The 3,866-nt window shown below is 64.6% G+C and carries 3 protein-coding genes; all 3 read left to right on the top strand.

What is annotated here, in order from left to right:
- Window positions 1-230, top strand: a 230-nt coding sequence (locus B551_RS25640) for a glycerophosphodiester phosphodiesterase family protein (RefSeq protein ID WP_305728442.1), incomplete at its 5' end; no start/stop codon positions are given.
- A gap of 348 nt (window positions 231-578) precedes the next feature.
- Window positions 579-3,431, top strand: a complete 2,853-nt coding sequence (locus B551_RS15115; RefSeq protein WP_006578969.1) for a 2-oxoglutarate dehydrogenase E1 component — start codon at window positions 579-581, stop codon at window positions 3,429-3,431.
- Window positions 3,432-3,632: 201 nt separating this feature from the next.
- A partial coding sequence (locus tag B551_RS15110) for a biotin/lipoyl-containing protein (protein ID WP_043439994.1) occupies window positions 3,633-3,866 on the top strand: 234 nt, incomplete at its 3' end.

Here is a 3,866-nt window from a genome sequence, read left to right as displayed (position 1 = left end):
GGCTGGGCTGCGTCGCGCTGGATGCCAATCACCGGGAACTGGACCAAGACGTGATTGAAGAGGCGCATCAGGCCGGTTATCGGGTCGCCTGCTATACCGTCAACGACCCTGACCGGGCCACGGCTTTGCTGGCCTGGGGCGTCGACGCGGTGATTACCGACGCGGTCGACCTTATTGCGCCGCAGCACGGAAATAAAAGCCGGGGTGAATCAGGAATGAAAGCCGGCTGAAAGAAAGCGAGGGGATTTCGCAACAGCCATTCCCTGTTCCAGACGGGGTTTTCGGCCCGGAAAACCGGCAAGGCGCGCAATACCGCGGGAAATCGTTGGATCGGTGTTGCACTACAGGAAAAGAGCGGTGGACGTTTGCGCAAACGTGCTATTCTTACGCGCAGTGAAGACTTAGGTCCTTCCCCGCACAACTTGCCCTTCCGGGCTTCTGCGCGCCGGCACCCCAGTGGTGCCGTTTGCTTAGGGGCCTCCAAGAGTTGTTTGCAATCCGCTAACCGGTCAAGCCGTGTCGCGGAAGGTTGATAAACCCGCTTAACTTCGGCATACCCGAAGAATAGTGAGCGCCCCATGATGCAGCAGTATCAGAGCAATTCGTACCTCTTCGGCGGCAACGCGCCGTACGTGGAAGAGCTGTACGAAGCCTACCTCCAGAATCCCGCCTCCGTCCCCGACAACTGGCGCGCGTACTTCGACGCGATGCAGAACGTGCCGGCCGCGAACGGCACCGCCTCCCGAGACATTCCCCACGCCCCGATCGTCGCCTCGTTTGCCGAGCGCGCCAAGCAGGGCCCGATCCGCACCATCGTCGCCTCGGCCGATGCCGACATGGGCCGCAAGCGCGTCGCCGCGACCCAGCTGATCGCCGCCTACCGCAACATCGGTTCGCACTGGGCCGACCTCGATCCGCTCAAGCGCCAGGAGCGTCCGCCCCTGCCGGATCTGGATCCCGCCTTTTACGGCTTCTCCGAGGCCGACCTCGACATCGTCTTCAATGCCAGCAATACCTATTTCGGCAAGGAGTCGATGAGCCTGCGCGAGCTGCTGCAGAACCTGCGCGAGACGTATTGCAGCAGCATCGGCGCCGAATTCATGTACATCAGCGACCAGGCGCAGAAGCGCTGGTGGCAGGAGCGCCTCGAATCGACGCGCGCCCGTCCGGTGTTCACGGCCGAGAAGAAGAAGCACATCCTCGAGCGCCTGACCGCCGCCGAAGGCCTCGAGCGCTTCCTGCATACCAAGTACGTCGGCCAGAAGCGCTTCTCGCTGGAAGGCGGCGAGAGCTTCATCGCCGCGATGGACGAGCTGATCCAGCGCGCCGGCAAGCAGGGCGTGCAGGAAATCGTCATCGGCATGGCCCACCGTGGCCGCCTGAACGTGCTGGTCAACACGCTGGGCAAGATGCCCGCCGACCTGTTCGCCGAATTCGAAGGCAAGCACGTCGACGATCTGCCGGCAGGCGACGTCAAGTACCACAAGGGCTTCTCCAGCGATGTGTCGACCGAAGGCGGCCCGGTCCACCTGTCGCTCGCCTTCAACCCGTCGCACCTGGAAATCGTCAACCCGGTGGTCGAGGGTTCGGCCAAGGCGCGCCAGGAGCGCCGCGGCGAAGCCGGCCATCGCGAGGTGCTGCCGGTGCAGGTGCACGGCGACGCGGCCTTCGCCGGCCAGGGCGTCGTGATGGAAACGCTGAACCTGGCCCAGACCCGCGGCTACGGTACCGGCGGCACGATGCACATCGTGATCAACAACCAGATCGGCTTCACCACCTCGGACCCGCGCGACGCCCGTTCGACGCTGTACTGTACCGACGTGGTCAAGATGATCGAAGCGCCGGTGCTGCACGTGAACGGCGACGATCCCGAGGCCGTCGTGTTCGCGATGCAGCTGGCGGTGGACTACCGCATGGAGTTCAAGAAGGATGTCGTCGTCGACATCATCTGCTTCCGCAAGCTGGGCCACAACGAGCAGGACACCCCGGCGGTCACGCAGCCGCTGATGTACAAGAAGATCTCGCAGCATCCGGGCACGCGCAAGGTCTACGCCGACAAGCTGGCCACGCAGAACGTGGTGCCGGCCGACTTCGGCGACGAGCTGGTCAAGGCCTACCGCGCCGCGATGGACGCCGGCAAGCACACGGTCGACCCGGTGCTGTCGAACTTCAAGAACAAGTTCGCCGTCGACTGGATGCCGTTCCTGAACCGCAAGTGGACCGACGCCGCCGACACCGCCGTGCCGGTGACCGAACTGAAGCGCCTGGCCGAGCGGATCACGACGATCCCGGAACAGTTCAAGCTGCATCCGCTGGTCGAGAAGGTGATCAAGGACCGCGCCAACATGGGCCGCGGCGACCAGCCGCTGGACTGGGGCATGGGCGAGCACCTGGCCTTCGCCTCGCTGGTGGCCTCGGGCTATCCGGTGCGCATCACCGGCCAGGACGCCGGCCGCGGTACCTTCACGCACCGCCACGCCGTGCTGCATGACCAGAACCGCGAGCGCTGGGATGCGGGCTCGTACGTGCCGCTGCAGAACGTGTCGGAAGGCCAGGCTCCGTTCACCGTGATCGACTCGGTGCTGTCCGAGGAAGCGGTGCTGGGCTTCGAATACGGCTACTCGACCGCCGAGCCGAACGCGCTGGTGATCTGGGAAGCCCAGTTCGGCGACTTCGTCAACGGCGCGCAGGTCGTGATCGACCAGTTCATCTCGTCGGGCGAAGTCAAGTGGGGCCGCGCCTCGGGCCTGACGCTGATGCTGCCGCACGGCTACGAAGGCCAGGGTCCGGAACACAGCTCGGCGCGCATCGAGCGCTTCCTGCAGCTGTGCGCGGACCACAATATGCAGGTCTGCCAGCCGACCACGCCGGCGCAGATCTTCCACCTGCTGCGCCGCCAGATGATCCGGCTGTTCCGCAAGCCGCTGGTCATCATGACGCCGAAGTCGCTGCTGCGTAACAAGGACGCGGTGTCGCCGCTGTCGGATCTGGCCAAGGGCCATTTCGAGACCGTGATCGGCGAGCAGGAAGAACTGAACGCCAGCAAGGTCAAGCGCGTGATCATGTGCTCGGGCAAGGTCTATTACGACCTGGTCGCGACGCGCAAGGAGCGGGGCGCCAGCGATGTCGCCGTCATCCGCCTCGAGCAGCTCTATCCGTTCCCGCACAAGGCGGTGGCCGCCGAACTGAAGAAGTATCCGAACGCCACCGAGATCGTGTGGTGCCAGGACGAGCCGCAGAACCAGGGCGCCTGGTTCTTCGTCCAGCACTACATCATGGAGAACATGACGGAAGGGCAGAAGCTGGGCTACGCCGGCCGTCCGGCGTCGGCTTCGCCGGCCGTGGGCTACTACGCCAAGCACAACGAGCAACAGAAGGCGCTGCTGGACGCGGCGTTCTCCAAGCTCAAGGGCTTCGTGCTGAGCAAGTAAGCGCCAGTGCGGGCAGGGCGCGCCGGTTGGCGGGCCCTGCCGCGCTGCGCTTGCCGCCGTGCTCGCACTTGCGCCCCTGCAATCCCCGACGCATCGCATCGAACGCATCGAATCGCGCGCCAGTCGCCCGCATCCGCCACGACTGCGCCGGTTCGCCCCGAATACCGCTGCATACACGCATTTACCGAGGAAACTCACACCATGGCCATTGTTGACGTCAAGGTCCCGCAACTGTCCGAATCCGTCGCCGAGGCGACCCTGCTGAACTGGAAGAAGAAGCCCGGCGAAGCGGTCGCGCAGGACGAAATCCTGATCGAAATCGAGACCGACAAGGTCGTGCTCGAAGTGCCGGCACCGTCCGCGGGCGTGCTGTCGCAGATCGTCAAGAACGACGGCGACACCGTGACGGCCGATGAAGTCATCGCCAAGATCGAT

This window comes from Cupriavidus sp. HPC(L) (assembly GCF_000307735.3).
Lineage (GTDB): Bacteria > Pseudomonadota > Gammaproteobacteria > Burkholderiales > Burkholderiaceae > Cupriavidus.
Note: the sequence above shows the minus strand (reverse complement) of the source record. Positions and strands in the feature narration are given on the sequence as shown.